Genomic DNA, 13,818 nt, shown 5'->3' on the forward strand with positions numbered 1-13,818 from the left:
AACTACTAAAGATAATGTAGAAATTGCTAATGAATCAGCTATTATTTCTAATGCAGTAAGTGATATAGCTAATAATATCTTAGAAGATGTTAAGAAGAAAAGGTTTTAAGAATCTTTTCTTTGAATAAGAATTGACAAACAATCAATTCTTATTTCTTATAACAATGAAATATTTTAATTGTTTTTAATTTATCTTTCTTTAATATTTGTTTTATTTTTTATTCCTTTATCATAAATGAATTTTGTTTTTTATTTTATAGACTGATTTAAATTTATCGCTTACTTTGGTTTTTTAGTATAAATTTATATAATAAAAAATTGCAACTTAGAGATTTTATCAATTTTTTGGAGAATAAATGTGAATTTGTGGGATAAAAAAGCTAAAAATTATGCAAGATATGGAAAATTAAATGATATTCAAAAGCAAACTTTTGAGAAATTAAATGATTTAAATATCGATTTTATAGATAAAAATATTGTCGATATAGGTTGCGGTAGTGGTGTTTGGACTTTGCATTTAGCACAAAAAGCAAAAAATGTTTTAGGTGTGGATAATTCTAAAGCTATGCTTGAAATTTTGCAAGAAGATGCCCTAAAAAATAATATTAACAACGTTAAAACATTTCATTTAGATTTTGAAAGCTTTTATAAAGAAAATCAAGAAAAATTTGATATAGCGTTTTTGAGTATGTCTCCGGCTTTGCAAAATGAAAATGATTTCAAAGCTTTTTTAAATTTGGCTTCACAAAGGATATATCTTGGTTGAGCTGATTATAGAAAAAGTGATTTTTTAGATCCTATATTTAAACATTTCAATACCGAATTTAAAGGTTTTTATAAAAAAGATTTAGAAAGTTTTTTGCTAGAAAATAAAATTGAATTTAAAAAATTTGTATTTGATGAAACACGCATAGTGGAAAGAAAAAGAGAAGAGGCTATAGAAAATGCTTTGTGGCATTTAGATATGAATGGAGTTAAGGCAAATAAAGATGAGATTAAAGCCTTTGTTAAAAGTGATATTACTGAAATTATAAAATCAAAAATAAAGCTTTTGATTTTATAAAGTTTAAATATATTCAAAAATTATTAAGTTAATTTTTATTAGAATAACCGCGTTAATGCAAAGAAAATTTACTTATTGTTATCAGATTTTTATTGAGCTTGATTACTGATTAAGATATATTTTGATTTGCAATAAAAAATAATTTTAAATTATTTCCAGGAGATTTTATGGATTCAAACGCGTTATTAATGACGATTTCAGATAAGATTCCATCTGAAAGTTTGCCGCTTGTGCAAGATAAACTTACGAATTTAAGCGAAGATAAACAAAACGCTCTCGCAGTTTTATCATTGAAAAACCCTATTATAGGTTTAGTTTTGGGGCTATTTGTTGGCTATTTTGGAGTTGATCGTTTTTATAAGGGTGATAAAACTTTAGGTATTGCCAAACTTGCAATTTGGGTTATAGGTGTATTAACTACTTGGATTTATATAGGTATTGTTTTTCTATTAGTTGTATATGTATGGACTATTGTAGATTTATTTTTGGTTTGGAAAGGTATTAAGAAAGATAATCTTAATAAAATTTTAACAGTATTAAGCTAAAAAATTTAAGCAAAACTAGTTTTAAACTAGTTTTGACTTATCTTAAATTTTAAATTTTTTCCCGACATAAAAGGTACCACATCACCATATTTTTGTGGAACTTGCCATTCTTGCTTTTCTAAATTTATAATCTTCTCTTTTTCAAATTTAAAATCATAAATTTCACAAGCATTATCTGAAATAAATTTTTGTAAATTTTTTTCATTTGAGTTTTTTTCAAAAAGTTCAGCTAAAACAGGCAAAATAACGGGTGCACTAAAAACTCCAGCCGCACAACCGCAACATTCTTTAGTATGCAGTGGGTGTGGCGCACTATCGCTTCCAAACATAGCTTTTTCATATCCGCTAAAAGCAAGTTCGCAAAGTGCGTCTTTATCTTCATAACGCTTAGCAATTGGCTTACAAAATAAATGTGGATCCATTTTCCCGCCTATGACATCATCTAAAGTGATCATTAAATGATGCAAGGTTATAGTAGCGTATAAATTTTCATAATCTTTAAGCAAATCGCATAAAACCTTAGTAGTAATGTGTTCCATAACTATTTTTAAATCCGGAAAATTTTTGGCCAATTTTTCATAAATTTTTGCAAAATTTGCTTCCCTATCCATCACAAAATCATTGGTTTCTCCATGCACCAACAAAGGGATATCAAGTTTACTCATCGCATTTAATGTAGGCTTTAATAATTCTATATCAAAGCTAGAAATTCCATTATCCGAATTTGTAGTAATCCCTGCCGGATAAAGCTTAATAGCAAAAATTTCATCTTTTGCATTTTCTAAAAATTTTTCATCATATTCTTTAAAAAATAAAGTCATCAAAGGGGTAAAATCTTCATTTTTACAAGCTTTTATAATCCTTTGTTTGTAAGCTTTTAAAGAATTTATATCTGTGATTGGAGTGATTAAATTTGGCATTATAACACCGGCTTTAAAATCTTTTGCGCTCAATGGTGCTACTAATTCAAGCATTTTTTCATCACGTAAGTGTAAGTGCATATCCAAAGGATTTTTTAGTGTCATTGTCTTTCCTTTTAGAAAAATAATTGTTTAAATTTATCAAAACATATAAAAAAGATAAATTAAACTATATTTCTTCTTTGATATAAATTTGATATAAACCATTTTTAAGACGTTTAAAAAGCTTTTTTTCTTCTAAAAATTTAAAAGTAGAAATAATAGTTGGTTTGCTTAGATTGAGTTTGTCTTGAATATCGCTAATTTTAACCATAATAAAACCATTTTCATCGGCATTTTCGCATAAAAATTTTAAAAGCTCATAACGTTTTTTGCCAAAAATAGCACATATTAAATTTTCAAAATTCATATCAAACTCACTAAAATAAAAATCCAAGCAAAAATGGCTAAAACTACACTAAAAAAGACTCCAGCACTAGCACAATCTTTGGCAATTTTTGCTTTTTGATGCCACTCATTAGTTATAAGATCAACACAAGCTTCGATAGCTGAATTAAAAGCTTCAGCGATTAAGATTAAAATTAAAACCACTATTAAAATAAGATGTTCTATCAAACTCACCTTTAAAAAAAAGCTGATTAAAATAGCAGGGATGATGATGCAAATTTCAATACGAAAAGCCATCTCATTTTTAAACAAGGCCATGATCCCTTCTATGGCGTATTTAGCATTGTTAAAAATATGGTATTTTGGTTTCATAGTTCTTATCTTTAATGTTTAGTAATTTATTTTTTATATCTAAACTAACCTAAAAGTGTGATAAAAGTTAGTTTATAAATTTTTAACGTCTTTTATTTGAATTAATTTAATTAACGATAACATTTAGAAATTTTCTTAATAATTTTTGTGCTATGATTTTGAAATTATTACTTTATTTAAGGATAAAAATGAAACTATTGTCATGGAATGTCAATGGCTTAAGAGCAATTTGTGATAAAAATGCTCTTGATTGGATAGAAAAAGAAAATATTGATTTTATAGGTTTTCAAGAGATTAAAGCTCATGAAGATAAATTTCCTAAAAGAATTTATGAATTTCCTTTTAAGCATATGTATTCTAATTCTGCTAAGAGAGCTGGATATTCTGGTGTTATGAGTCTTTGTAATTTTGATTGCGAAGTAAAAAAATGCGAATTTTTTGATGATGATGAAGGTAGGGTTTTAGAACACAGGTTTAAAAACATGGTGCTTTTTAACATTTATTTTCCAAATGGACAAAAAGATGAAGAACGTTTAAATTTTAAAATGAAATTTTATGCGGATTTTTTAATTTATCTTAAAAAACTTTTAGATGAAGGTAGGGAAATTATCATCTGCGGAGATGTCAATACGGCTCATCGCGAAATCGATCTAACACACCCAAAAGCAAATGCAAATACTTCGGGATTTTTACCTATAGAAAGAGCTTGGATTGATGATTTATTAAAACTTGGCTTTTTGGATACTTTTAGAGAGATTAACGGAGATATTAAGGAAAAGTATTCGTGGTGGAGTTATAGAATGAAAGCAAGGGAAAGAAATGTCGGTTGGAGAATCGATTATTTTTTTATTTCCAATAATTTAAAAAATAAATTAAAAAATGCTTTTATAAGAGACGATATTTTTGGATCGGATCACGCCCCTGTTGGCATAGAAATAGATATTTAATATCCTATTTTAAAAATAAGATATTATTTTTTAATTAAATTTTTAGCTTTCTCCCAAAGCCTGATACCTAGTTTTTTTGCTTTTTGAGAATTTAAATCTTTGTATTTTTCATTGACCATATTTTCCAATTCATAAATTTCTTGTTTGAAGCGATTAAGTTTGTTTTGAGTTAGTTTATTAAAATCATTAATTTTAGGATTTTTCTTAATATCATTTAAAACTAAAATAAGCTGTTCTCTACTTTCAGTTGCTAGACGTTTAAATTTAGCAAAAAGACTATCAAGTTCATATTCGAGTAAATTTTCAACTATTTCTTTTACGGGATTATTTTGTTTTTTAAGCTCTTCTTTTAAAAGCTCTATAAAATCATCTTCTATACCGATTAGTTCTTTGCTTTTTAGACTAATATCTTCTTCAAAGGTTGCATAACTTAGTGAAGATTTAAATTTTTCTATAGCTAAAGTGATGCCTTCTTGTGTTCCTTTGATCACACCTAAACAAAGATCTTTTGCATAAGCCATAGATTCGTTTGCTATTTCAAAAACTGTATTTAAAATAATGCTTGAAATTTTCAAAATACGTTCTTTTTCAAAATGTGCTTCACAAATAGCATTATATATAAGATTTTTAGCTATTTCATTGCTTGTAAGTTCTATATCTTCAGCCTTTTCTAAAGTAGTTAAAAAGGCACTTTCTGCCGTTTCTTTTAAAATTCCAAGCATTTCTATGTCAAACAAGATTGCATCATTTAAACTACCCTTAAATTCGTCATCAAATTTACACTCTTGTAAAATATTTTCAAATTCGAAAAAATGATTGCTAATTTGGTTTTTGACTAAGTTTTTTTGATTTTCAATTTTCTTATTTAGAATTTCAACTTCATTCATATAACCATAAAGAGTATTTTTAGTATCCTCAATACTAGCCTTAACTAAAGCCTTAATTACTTTTGTAACATTTTCATCACTAAATAAATTAAGTTTTTTTAGTACGGTTAAAAATTCTATCAAAAGAGAATTAAGAATTTTTTGTACATTATGAGGATTGCGCATAATTTGCTTGCAAGCAAGATTAAAGCTTAAATCTTCTAATAGATCTTTAGCTTCTTCTTTATTAAGACTTGACAAAGAATTTTCAAAAATAATTAAAGTGTTTTTCATGATTTTTCCTTAAATAACAAATTTTGCTTTAGATTTGAGTTTTTCAAAGATATCAAGACGATCTTGCTTGCTATCCACATAAACGCTTAATAAAAAGCTTTGATACTTTCCACTAGAACTTGCATTAGAGTGCTTATATTTAAATTCTCTCTGATTTAATAATTTTTCAAAAACTTCACCCGCATGTACATGGGCATCAAAAATGACTTTATAATCCCAAAATGTTGGATAGTTAATAATAGGTTCTTTGTTAAGATCGCACAAATTGACCACTTTTACCTCCTTCTTTATTTTCAAGAACAATTTCGCCTATTTTCATAGTTTTATCAATAGCCTTTACCATATCATAAATAGTTAAAAGTCCTATGCTTACTGCTGTTAAAGCCTCCATTTCAACTCCGGTTTTTCCTTCACATTTAACCGTAACGATGAGCTTAAAAGCAAATTCTTTTTCAAATTCAATCACATCCGTTTCAATTTTAGAAAGCATTAAAGGATGACACATAGGAATTAATTCACTTGTTTTTTTCGCCCCCATAATAGCTGCGATGATTGCGGTTTGCAAAACGGGTCCTTTTTTGGCTGTATTGTTTTTAATGCTTTCAAAGGCTTCTTGAGACATGCTTATTACGCCGCTTGCTCTAGCAAGTCTTTGAGTGATATTTTTCGAGCTTACATCTACCATCTTTGGACGATTTTTTTCATCTAAATGAGTTAAATTCATTTATTAACCTTATTAAAAAATTCAAAAAATTATATCAAAAGCAAACAAATTTAAGTTAAAATAGAGTTTATAATTTTAATTTTTAGGAGGAAATGATGTCTTATGAAGAAGATAATGAAGATATAGATTATGATGCCTATGAAGATGAGGAATATGGACAAAAAGATCATCATAGATCTTATAATTATGATGATGATGACTATGATTACGATGATGATTCAAATGATGATGATTTTTATGAAATGGATTAGAAATGAACAAAACTCTTAATGGAAAAGATATAAAAAATTTAGGGTTTTCATCATTAGGTGGAGCTTTAGAATTTTATGATTTTATTATTTTTGTATTTTTTGCAAATTATATTTCAACAAATTTTTTTCCGAAAGATCTAAGTGATTTTTGGCAAATGTCTAATACCTATGGAATATTTGCATTAGGATATTTAGCACGTCCTTTAGGTGGTTTGGTGCTAGCTCATTTTGGAGATAAATTTGGACGCAAAAGAATGTTTATGATTAGCATCTTATTGATGGTTATTCCAACTTTTACTCTTGCCTTTATTCCAAATTATGAAAGTATAGGTTTTTTATGCATTGTGCTTTTAGTTTTTATACGTATTTGTCAAGGTATAGCTATAGGTGGGGAACTTCCTGGAGCTTGGGTTTTTGTATACGAACACGCACCACAAGGACAAAAAAGAACTTACTTAGGAATTTTAACTGCTTCTGTTGTAGGCGGAATTTTATTGGGTAGTTTGGTCTTTTTAATTATGAATAAGATTTACACCCAAGAAGAACTTTATGAATGGGCTTGGAGAATTCCTTTCTTTTTAGGTGGAATTTTTGGAATTATTTCTGCTTATTTGAGAAATTTTTTAAAAGAAACTCCAGTTTTTGAACAAATGAAAAAAGATAAAGCTTTAGAAAAATTTCCTTTAAAAGAAGTATTTAGAAAAACTAAAATCGGAATTGTTCTTTCTATGATGATCACTTGGGTTTTAACAGGTTGCATTGTTATAATGATTTTGCTTATGCCTAGCTATATAACAAAAATACTTCAAATTAACGCTTCTTTGCAAACTTATCTTCAAATAGGTGGAATTGTACTTATTTGTCTAGGGTGTATTATAAGTGGAATTTTAGCAGATAAAATAGGTATTGTTAAATCTTGTGTATTTTTTAGTATATTTTTTGGAATTACAAGCTTGTTTTATTTTAATGCTTTATATAAACACGATACCGATTTTAACTCGGTAGCTTGCCTATATTTGCTTGTATGCTTTTTTAGCGGAGTAATGAATTTTTGTCCTTTAATAATGACTGAAGTGTTCGATGCAAAAATCAAATTTTCAGGACTTTCTTTTTCATATAATATTGCTTACGCTATAGCCGGAGGATTGACTCCGCAGCTTGCCTTTTTCTTGCATAGCTTTTCTTTAGATAATTTAAATAATTTTTGGCGTTTTTCTTTAGGAATTTATGTTTTTATTTTGGCTGTTATAGCTTTATTGTGTGCGTTTATTTTTTCCTATCTTAATAATACCCAACGCACATACTTTCGGTAATTTTTATGCGTTTTTCAAATGGAGTTGGACTAAAAAAATGACATTTTTCTATATAAATATGCTGATTATAACTTAATCCTAAAAAATCATAAAATTTTTTTAAATTAACAAATTTAATTCCACAAATTTCTTTAAGTTCTAAAAGCTTGTATATAGAAGAGTGATTATTTTTTACCAAATGCGAAGGAGCTAAGGTAGTAAAAGAACAAAACGCACTTGCTAATACAAAACCATTTAAACTTGTGCATTTTTTCAAAATCTCTTGATGTTTTTTTAAAATAGAATTTTTATGCAAAAAAACAACACGCGTTCCCTGATATCTCCCTATTTCCGCATTCTTCCAAAACTTATAAGCATTTTTAGAAATTCCTGCTAAACGATGAAATTCTGTATTTAAAATATAATGATCTAAAAATTCATTAGGAGGTAGAATGATACTTTTCATTAAAAAATAAAAATCATGTTTTATTTTTTCTCTTTTTCTAATTCTTCTCTAATTTCTTTAGGAAGCTTCGAAATAAAATTATCAAGATTAAATTTAACACCTAAAGCTTTAGCTTCTTCAATTAATGCAATGGAAGCCTTAACATTAAAAAGAGAAAATGTTTTATGAGGCATAAAAAGATGATCTATAATGGCTAACGCATAAGCCGATTTTTTAACCTCATCACGTGCCGCATGAGGAGTTCTTATAAAACATATGGTTTCAGTTAGAATTTCATCAAAATTCCAACGATAAAGTAAAAAACCTAAAAATGAAATATGATCAACACCTAAAAATTCATTTTCAGCCAAAGAAAGATCTCTAAAATCAATTTTTTTTAAATATTCTAAAAACTCAGCATTCTTTTTATTTTGAATTAAAAAATTTGAAAAAATTACAATGCCAAGTCTTAAAATCAGGGCGCAAGGAACTAAAAAATGAGACAATTTTTTATCTTCATCATTCAGCCAATCAGCAATAAAAGCTGTTTCTTCACTGCATTTATTCATGAAATCATTTGTGTTTAATCCATAAGGAGATACATCTACTTTAAAAGTATCTCGCACAGAATCTGCCATTATAGTATTAATAATATTGCCTATTCCAAGTAAAGACACAACTTGATTTAAAGAGGTAATTTCTCTTGAAAATCCGTAAAAAGGAGAGTTGGCTAGACGTAAAAGTTTGGCTGTCATTAAAGGATCGCTCGAAATAATATCTGCAACTTTACTGATTTCTAAATTATTTCTCGACTCTTCAATATATTTTCTTAATTTACTAATTGTATCAGGCATAGAAGGTAAAACCTCAACGCTTTGTAACAAAATTTCATTCATATCACTTGCCATAGATTTTCCTTGACTTGAAATTTTAAATTATTATAATTTTTTATTTATTGATATTATAACCAAAATTTAATTTACTTAATTTATAATTTTTAAATTTTTATGCTAGAATAAACATTAATAAATTTTTTATTATTTATTTTAAACTTTCAAGGAAAAATAAAAGCACAAAAATTTGTTTATTTGCATATAAATCGAGGTTAGTCAATGTTTAGCAATTTTTTTAAAAAACATACACGCACAAATATCACAACAAAGCCTTTAGAAGCTATTTATTTTTTAGAAAATGAGATAGAAGATAAATTAGGTCATTTAAAATTTAAACCTAAATTAGCCATTGGTTTTGCATCATACAAACTTGATTTTAAAAATTTAGGAACAAGAATTAAAAACGCTCTTCATCAAGATTGCGAATTGGTTTTAATTTCAGCCTCCGATTTATTATGCAATATCAATCAAGATAATCAAATTATAGACAATCCTTATTTGAATAATGTCCAAGGTATTACTCTTATGATTTTTAGCGAGGAGATGATAGAAAATTTTTATGCTCACAAGATTAAACTCTTTGGCGAAATCAAAGATCGTCAAGAAAGAAAAAACTATATTGAAAATGAAGTCGCATCTTTGCATATACCTTTCAATGTCAATATCAATAATACTTTGAATTATTTAATCCATAATGGAGTAAGTGGAAGCGAAAGCATGATAATTGAAATGCTTTATAAATATTCTCAAAATCCTTTACCTCTTTTAGGAGCTGGAGCAAGCGGGGATTTAGATAAGCTCGAAGGAACTTGCATTTTTTACAATAATGAAGTGCTTGAAAATTATGCTATAAATATGTATATTCAATTTAAGCCAAATTACCGTTTTAATTTTATGAAATCACAAAATTTTTCAGAATTTCATAATAAAAATGCAGTTTTTACAATTCTAGATGCTGAGCAACAAAATAGATTTATATTAGTTAAAGAATTTTTAAACCTAAGTAATTTTCAAGCTGTAAATGCAGTTGATGCTTTATGTGAATATTTTTCTTGTAGTTTTGAAGAATTAAAAATTAAGGCTGATGATTATACTCTTGGTATTAAAATAGGCAATGACTTATTTCTTTCCCCAATGAAGATTTTTTCAGATAAAGCTTTGTTGGGTTTTGGAGAATTAGCAATTGGTCAAGAAATTATTTTACTTAAGAAAACAGATTTTATTAAATCCATAGAAAAAGATTATGAAAAATTTGTTTCGGAACAATCTAGTGTAAAACCTATAGGAGCTATTTTTAATGATTGTATTTTAAGAAGATTTCAAAATAGTGAACATATTAAAGATTTAAAATTAAATCAATATCCTATAGTAGGATTTTCTTGTTTTGGTGAAATTTACGGAGTAGAAATTTTTAAAAGTTTAGTAGCTATATTTTTCTATAAAATTGATAAAAATGATGATTTTAATCCAAGATATTTAAAAACATTTGTTAATAAATACGCTGATTTTAAATATTATTATCTTAATATTAGAGCAAGAAAACTTGAAATCATTAATAAAATCAATCAAATGATTTTAAACCAACTTAAAAACACTACTTTAAATTTAGATAATAATTCCAATACTTTTAAAGAAACTTTTTTAGAATTTCAAACCATTAAAGAAAATCTTTTAACAATAAATGAGAATTTCTCAAATTTTATTGATTATTTAGAGTATAATTTATACCAAAGTGAAGAAAAAATGAATTTAGAAAAAGAAGTTCAATCTTCTTTAAAAAATATTGATCAACTAAATAGAATGTTAAATCTTATATCAGGCATTGTTGAACAAACTGGACTTTTGTCTTTAAATGCAGGTATAGAAGCTGCCCGTGCTGGAAAGCTTGGACGAGGATTTGCTGTTGTTGCAGATGAAGTTAGAAAACTTTCAGAAAATACCCAAACAAGCTTGATGGAAATGGAAACGGCAATAAAACTTGTTATCCAAACAATTCAATCTATTGCTAAAAGTTCAAATTCTAGCACTCAAGAGATGAATTTTATAAGAGATAAATCAAATGAATTTTCAAAAACTATTTCAGAACTTATTTGTTCAGGTAAAGAAATTTCAGACAAATTAGAACAAAAAAGTGAAACGGGAAAATATTTAGAACAAAGTTTGGATGAAATAAAATCTTATGAAAATGTTTTAACTAAACTAAGTCGCGGGGGGGGGGGATTTAAATAAAGAAACTCAAGATTGTTCTTTTACCCCCCCCCATTTTTGGAAATAATTAAAGAGCTTTTTTTACAGCCTCTACAATTTTTGAAAATGCAGCAGCATCGTTCATTGCTAAGTCTGCTAAAATTTTTCTATCAAGCTCAATACCTGCTTTTTTAAGCCCATTAATAAATCTTGAATAGCTTAAATCATTTAATCTACAAGCAGCATTGATACGCACGATCCAAAGACGGCGAAAATCTCTTTTTTTGCGACGTCTATCACGATAAGCATAGACGAGACTTCTTTCTAATTGTTCTTTTGCTTTTCTAAAATGTTTGTGGCGTCCGCTATAAAAACCACGCGCTAATTTTAAAACTTTTTTGTGTCTGCGACGTCTTACAACACCTGTTTTTACTCTTGCCATTTTTATTTCCTTTCATAAAGTGGCGTCCAAATTTTGGAGCTTGCCCTTAACTTTCTTTGCTTAAGGGGAGTTTGAATGACTTTGGTCAAAAACTTAAATTCCTAACATCTTTTCTACAGCTTTTACATTTGTACTATGAACGTATTTAGCTGTACGAAGATCACGCATTCTTTTAGCAGGTTTTTTAGTCAAAATATGGCTTCTAAATGCTGAACCTCTTTTGATTTTGTTTTTACCTACCTTAAAGCGTTTAACAGCGCTTTTAACGCTTTTCATCTTTGGCATACGCTTTCCTTTCGGATAAATTTTATTTTCCAAAAAATCAGAAAATGTTAATTATATCAAATCTTAGCTAATTTTTGACTGAATTTTTATGATTTTAAAACTTGGCACACCTTTTGCTTATAAAAAATTAGCAATATTTTTTGGAAAGATGTAAAATGACTATAAATTCGACAAACCCTTATCAAAATTTGGCTTTGTCTAATCCTTTATACAATAGTTCTACTTTGAATTTGATCAAGGATAGAGAAGTTTCAAATTTGAAAGAGGATAATCATTTAGAACAATTAAATTATATTTTTAACAATGTTACATATGCGAGTGAGTTTGGTTTTAGAACCGATCAAGAAGGTTTTTTTGACAAAGATTTAAATAAAATTTCTAACATTCCTGAGTCTTACAATATACATATTAAAAGTGTTAGAAGTATTGCTAAAGAATTAACAAAGCAAGATGAAAATTTAAATTATAATAAAATAGATTTGCCTTATATTTTAAATAGCTATTATAGTTCTTTAAAATCTATAAATTCCGAATTTCAACAAGAAGATAACGCTAATTTAAGTCGTAACGAAATTTCAAAACTTTCAGCAGGTTTTTCAACTCAAAGTGGAGAATTTTTAGGAGAAATTTCAAGAATTTACAACAATCAAGAAGAATTAAATTCAGTTTTAAATAAAAATACAAATTTAAATACTCTTATGCTTGATAATAAAATCGTTAATTTTCATTTTGATAAAGCTTTAAACAATACTTCATCTAATGAAATTTTAAAACCTTATCTTACAAAAAATTCAGAAGTTTCTAAATCAGGTCTTTTGATAAATTTTATATACCATGATATTAAAACACAAAATGATAATGAATTTAGTTTCTTTATGAAACCAGAAACTTTGGATCTTGGTTCGCACCAAAATTTGCAAAAAATTTTAAAAGGTGAAATGGACATAGAAGATTATATTAAGCAAAATAATGAAAAAAAAATGAGTTTTGATCTTTATCTTTATGTAAATGGCATTGATAAAAAGACGACTTCTAGAGATAAGCTTTCTGTTTTTTATCAACAATACATCAATTATCAAAAAGATATGGATTTAAGAGAGTTTGCAAATTCAAGTTCGATTTTTCAAATTTATATAGATCAAGTGAAAAATGATTTTAATGAGTTAAAAGAAGAGTATAAAAATCAAAGTCAAGATGTTTCTAGATTAGATGAAGCTAGCGCAATACGTTCTAATTCTATAGATCATTTTTTAGATCGTCGTCAAAAGCAGGCGAATTTAAATAAAATATTGAATTCCTATATGTCAGTAATGGTTTAATTTTTATATGAACGTCTTAAATATGGCTAATATAATTTTAAGTATTGAAAAACTATAATCTAATTTATTTGATCGATATTAATAGTTTTGATAATATTATATAATGAGAGATTTAAATATGATTTCTAATGAAAAAATTATTTCTATGCATAATGAAATTTTAGATTCTCAACACGAAGAACTTTTTGGGATCTCGATAAATCTTTCTTTAATGAATTATCGCCATATTAATCCAAAAGAGCTTAAAAACGTTTTGCGAGAATTGCTTGTAATGCTTAATAGACATTTTTTAGATGAAGAAGATTTTATGAGAGAGATTAATTATCCCTATATCAATGAGCATGTAAAAATTCATCGTAGTATTATTTTAGAAATTGAAGAAATTGTAATCAGTGAAGCTGGATCTATTAAGATTTTAACTGAAAAATTAGATCGAGTGGTTAGAGATTTTATTATAAACCACACTTCAAAAGAAGATTCTAAAATAGCAAGATATTATGAGCAACAAATAAAAGCTAAACTCATATAAAAATTTTATTTTATATTTAAACTAAAATTAATAAAATTCTGTTATTATCTATATTTA

At 26.9% G+C, this 13,818-nt stretch carries 17 protein-coding genes and 2 pseudogenes; 9 read left to right on the forward strand and 10 right to left on the reverse strand.

What is annotated here, in order from left to right; all coding sequences use genetic code 11:
- The 3 genes and pseudogenes from CQA69_RS07460 to CQA69_RS07470 all read left to right on the forward strand — a co-directional run.
- Positions 1–109, forward strand: a pseudogene (locus CQA69_RS07460) (methyl-accepting chemotaxis protein); the annotation flags it as partial.
- 249 nt (positions 110–358) lie between these two features.
- Positions 359–1,063 (forward strand): annotated as a pseudogene (locus tag CQA69_RS07465) (class I SAM-dependent methyltransferase).
- 167 nt (positions 1,064–1,230) lie between these two features.
- The gene (locus tag CQA69_RS07470) at positions 1,231–1,608 is read left to right on the forward strand and encodes an NINE protein (RefSeq protein ID WP_137621159.1); all 378 of its coding nucleotides are present in this window, start codon (positions 1,231–1,233) and stop codon (positions 1,606–1,608) included.
- A 26-nt stretch (positions 1,609–1,634) separates the two neighbouring features.
- Here CQA69_RS07470 and pyrC read toward each other — a convergent pair whose 3' ends face one another.
- The 3 genes from pyrC to CQA69_RS07485 form a co-directional block, all read right to left on the reverse strand.
- Positions 1,635–2,633 (reverse strand): dihydroorotase, encoded by a 999-nt coding sequence (pyrC, locus tag CQA69_RS07475; protein WP_137621160.1) that lies wholly within the window; start codon positions 2,631–2,633, stop codon positions 1,635–1,637.
- A 64-nt stretch (positions 2,634–2,697) separates the two neighbouring features.
- Positions 2,698–2,937, reverse strand: coding sequence for a replication/maintenance protein RepL (locus CQA69_RS07480; RefSeq protein WP_137621161.1), 240 nt, complete (start codon positions 2,935–2,937; stop codon positions 2,698–2,700).
- Positions 2,934–3,287, reverse strand: coding sequence for a diacylglycerol kinase (locus CQA69_RS07485; protein WP_137621162.1), 354 nt, complete (start codon positions 3,285–3,287; stop codon positions 2,934–2,936). The genes CQA69_RS07480 and CQA69_RS07485 overlap by 4 nt, the downstream gene beginning before the upstream one ends.
- Before the next feature lie 188 nt (positions 3,288–3,475).
- Here CQA69_RS07485 and CQA69_RS07490 point away from each other — a divergent pair, with 188 nt between their 5' ends.
- The gene (locus tag CQA69_RS07490; RefSeq protein ID WP_137621163.1) at positions 3,476–4,234 is read left to right on the forward strand and encodes an exodeoxyribonuclease III; all 759 of its coding nucleotides are present in this window, start codon (positions 3,476–3,478) and stop codon (positions 4,232–4,234) included.
- 23 nt (positions 4,235–4,257) lie between these two features.
- Here the strand turns inward: CQA69_RS07490 and CQA69_RS07495 are convergent, their stop codons facing one another.
- The 3 genes from CQA69_RS07495 to moaC are packed head-to-tail and all read right to left on the reverse strand — an operon-like array spanning position 4,258 to position 6,118.
- On the reverse strand, positions 4,258–5,394 hold the full coding sequence (locus CQA69_RS07495) for a hypothetical protein (protein ID WP_137621164.1): 1,137 nt from the start codon (positions 5,392–5,394) through the stop codon (positions 4,258–4,260).
- A 9-nt stretch (positions 5,395–5,403) separates the two neighbouring features.
- A complete protein-coding gene (locus tag CQA69_RS07500) occupies positions 5,404–5,667 on the reverse strand; it encodes an HP0495 family protein (RefSeq protein ID WP_137621165.1) in 264 nt (87 codons plus the stop codon).
- Complete coding sequence (gene moaC, locus CQA69_RS07505) at positions 5,645–6,118, reverse strand: cyclic pyranopterin monophosphate synthase MoaC (protein WP_137621166.1); 474 nt, start codon at positions 6,116–6,118, stop codon at positions 5,645–5,647. The genes CQA69_RS07500 and moaC overlap by 23 nt, the downstream gene beginning before the upstream one ends.
- Before the next feature lie 95 nt (positions 6,119–6,213).
- Here moaC and CQA69_RS07510 point away from each other — a divergent pair, with 95 nt between their 5' ends.
- Positions 6,214–6,369, forward strand: a complete 156-nt coding sequence (locus CQA69_RS07510; RefSeq protein ID WP_137621167.1) for a highly acidic protein — start codon at positions 6,214–6,216, stop codon at positions 6,367–6,369.
- A gap of 2 nt (positions 6,370–6,371) precedes the next feature.
- Positions 6,372–7,682, forward strand: a complete 1,311-nt coding sequence (locus CQA69_RS07515; protein WP_137621168.1) for an MFS transporter — start codon at positions 6,372–6,374, stop codon at positions 7,680–7,682.
- On the opposite strand, the gene cheQ is transcribed toward CQA69_RS07515, so the two are convergent.
- The gene (gene cheQ, locus CQA69_RS07520; RefSeq protein WP_137621169.1) at positions 7,651–8,127 is read right to left on the reverse strand and encodes a cheVAW transcriptional regulator CheQ; all 477 of its coding nucleotides are present in this window, start codon (positions 8,125–8,127) and stop codon (positions 7,651–7,653) included. The two genes, CQA69_RS07515 and cheQ, sit on opposite strands and share 32 nt — an antisense overlap.
- A 20-nt stretch (positions 8,128–8,147) precedes the next feature.
- Positions 8,148–9,014 (reverse strand): HDOD domain-containing protein, encoded by an 867-nt coding sequence (locus tag CQA69_RS07525; protein WP_137621170.1) that lies wholly within the window; start codon positions 9,012–9,014, stop codon positions 8,148–8,150.
- Between the two features lie 204 nt (positions 9,015–9,218).
- On the opposite strand from CQA69_RS07525, the gene CQA69_RS07530 reads away from it, so the two are divergent.
- Positions 9,219–11,228, forward strand: a complete 2,010-nt coding sequence (locus tag CQA69_RS07530) for a methyl-accepting chemotaxis protein (RefSeq protein ID WP_137621171.1) — start codon at positions 9,219–9,221, stop codon at positions 11,226–11,228.
- A 46-nt stretch (positions 11,229–11,274) separates the two neighbouring features.
- On the opposite strand, the gene rplT is transcribed toward CQA69_RS07530, so the two are convergent.
- Together rplT and rpmI are read right to left on the reverse strand one after the other, a co-directional pair.
- A complete protein-coding gene (rplT, locus tag CQA69_RS07535) occupies positions 11,275–11,628 on the reverse strand; it encodes a 50S ribosomal protein L20 (RefSeq protein WP_137621172.1) in 354 nt (117 codons plus the stop codon).
- A 93-nt stretch (positions 11,629–11,721) separates the two neighbouring features.
- Complete coding sequence (rpmI, locus tag CQA69_RS07540; RefSeq protein ID WP_002777995.1) at positions 11,722–11,913, reverse strand: 50S ribosomal protein L35; 192 nt, start codon at positions 11,911–11,913, stop codon at positions 11,722–11,724.
- 155 nt (positions 11,914–12,068) lie between these two features.
- Between rpmI and CQA69_RS07545 the strand changes: the two genes are divergently transcribed.
- Both CQA69_RS07545 and CQA69_RS07550 read left to right on the forward strand, forming a co-directional pair.
- Positions 12,069–13,232, forward strand: coding sequence for a hypothetical protein (locus CQA69_RS07545; RefSeq protein ID WP_137621173.1), 1,164 nt, complete (start codon positions 12,069–12,071; stop codon positions 13,230–13,232).
- Positions 13,233–13,350: 118 nt separating this feature from the next.
- A complete protein-coding gene (locus CQA69_RS07550) occupies positions 13,351–13,761 on the forward strand; it encodes a hemerythrin domain-containing protein (RefSeq protein WP_137621196.1) in 411 nt (136 codons plus the stop codon).
- Positions 13,762–13,818: the final 57 nt, after the last annotated feature.

Origin of the sequence: Campylobacter estrildidarum, from assembly GCF_005406205.1 — a bacterium.
In the GTDB taxonomy this organism is placed as follows: domain Bacteria; phylum Campylobacterota; class Campylobacteria; order Campylobacterales; family Campylobacteraceae; genus Campylobacter_D; species Campylobacter_D estrildidarum.

Excerpts from the sequence above, each read along its gene's own strand:
- CQA69_RS07515 (WP_137621168.1), top strand. The coding sequence starts at position 6,372 with ATGAACAAAACTCTTAATGGAAAAGATATAAAAAATTTAGGGTTTTCA.
- CQA69_RS07495 (WP_137621164.1), bottom strand. The coding sequence starts at position 5,394 with ATGAAAAACACTTTAATTATTTTTGAAAATTCTTTGTCAAGTCTTAAT.
- CQA69_RS07485 (WP_137621162.1), bottom strand. The coding sequence starts at position 3,287 with ATGAAACCAAAATACCATATTTTTAACAATGCTAAATACGCCATAGAA.
- CQA69_RS07470 (WP_137621159.1), top strand. The coding sequence starts at position 1,231 with ATGGATTCAAACGCGTTATTAATGACGATTTCAGATAAGATTCCATCT.
- rpmI (WP_002777995.1), bottom strand. The coding sequence starts at position 11,913 with ATGCCAAAGATGAAAAGCGTTAAAAGCGCTGTTAAACGCTTTAAGGTA.
- cheQ (WP_137621169.1), bottom strand. The coding sequence starts at position 8,127 with ATGAAAAGTATCATTCTACCTCCTAATGAATTTTTAGATCATTATATT.
- rplT (WP_137621172.1), bottom strand. The coding sequence starts at position 11,628 with ATGGCAAGAGTAAAAACAGGTGTTGTAAGACGTCGCAGACACAAAAAA.
- CQA69_RS07545 (WP_137621173.1), top strand. The coding sequence starts at position 12,069 with ATGACTATAAATTCGACAAACCCTTATCAAAATTTGGCTTTGTCTAAT.
- CQA69_RS07530 (WP_137621171.1), top strand. The coding sequence starts at position 9,219 with ATGTTTAGCAATTTTTTTAAAAAACATACACGCACAAATATCACAACA.
- pyrC (WP_137621160.1), bottom strand. The coding sequence starts at position 2,633 with ATGACACTAAAAAATCCTTTGGATATGCACTTACACTTACGTGATGAA.
- CQA69_RS07525 (WP_137621170.1), bottom strand. The coding sequence starts at position 9,014 with ATGGCAAGTGATATGAATGAAATTTTGTTACAAAGCGTTGAGGTTTTA.
- CQA69_RS07490 (WP_137621163.1), top strand. The coding sequence starts at position 3,476 with ATGAAACTATTGTCATGGAATGTCAATGGCTTAAGAGCAATTTGTGAT.
- CQA69_RS07510 (WP_137621167.1), top strand. The coding sequence starts at position 6,214 with ATGTCTTATGAAGAAGATAATGAAGATATAGATTATGATGCCTATGAA.
- CQA69_RS07550 (WP_137621196.1), top strand. The coding sequence starts at position 13,351 with ATGATTTCTAATGAAAAAATTATTTCTATGCATAATGAAATTTTAGAT.
- moaC (WP_137621166.1), bottom strand. The coding sequence starts at position 6,118 with ATGAATTTAACTCATTTAGATGAAAAAAATCGTCCAAAGATGGTAGAT.
- CQA69_RS07480 (WP_137621161.1), bottom strand. The coding sequence starts at position 2,937 with ATGAATTTTGAAAATTTAATATGTGCTATTTTTGGCAAAAAACGTTAT.